The sequence below is a fragment of the Bacteroides faecichinchillae JCM 17102 genome (assembly GCF_000614145.1).
In the GTDB taxonomy this organism is placed as follows: Bacteria; Bacteroidota; Bacteroidia; order Bacteroidales; family Bacteroidaceae; genus Bacteroides; species Bacteroides faecichinchillae.
The window spans coordinates 1-660 of sequence record NZ_BAKK01000136.1; the positions used below are offsets into that span (position 1 = coordinate 1).

General features: G+C 52.0%; 1 pseudogene. It reads right to left on the bottom strand.

The features are described from left to right. Window positions 1-32: 32 nt before the first annotated feature. A pseudogene (locus JCM17102_RS30845) lies at window positions 33-660 on the bottom strand (hypothetical protein); the annotation flags it as partial.

Genomic DNA, 660 nt, shown 5'->3' on the forward strand with positions numbered 1-660 from the left:
GGCCAGTACCTCCGATCGTGTGGCATTCTCTATCATGCAACCGGGAAACGGCCCCGGTATCCCCAGAGATACGTAATGGGAGTTCCGTCCTTTCCCAGCACCTCAGCCACATTGTTATATAAGTCGTAAGCCGTATAGACCACCTCATCCCGAAATTCCGTTTCCCGGTCCGTCGCTGAAACCACCCTATCGGGCAGGATTGTCCCTTCCCTGAAGAGGATACGGTTCTCTTTCCAGCTATCCCCTTCCGTATGCCGGTGCATCGAGAGAATTCCCGGAAACTGCCCGTCCAGATAATCGTACTCGTCAACGGACAAGCCTTCGTCACTGCGGACGGTGGTTATCCTGCGAGGTTCCAGAGAAACTCCCGGCAGCTGAGAGAATTCATACTCGAATGTCTTGGTTTCCTTGTAAGACTCAAACTCATAAGGAGGCTGGTCATGAGGGACCTGTTCACGAGTCTCTACGGTATATTCCCTTGTAAGGAATGTATACGATCCGGGATCCAGATAGAAGGTGGACTGGGCAGGAACACCGTCTTGGGCAGGATAGAAGCTGCCGGTATTGAATACGTTATCCCACGAATATACTCCCGGATTGTTTTCGCAAACTTCCCGGCTGACAGAGATACGGCGTACCGGAATATCGATACTGACCACA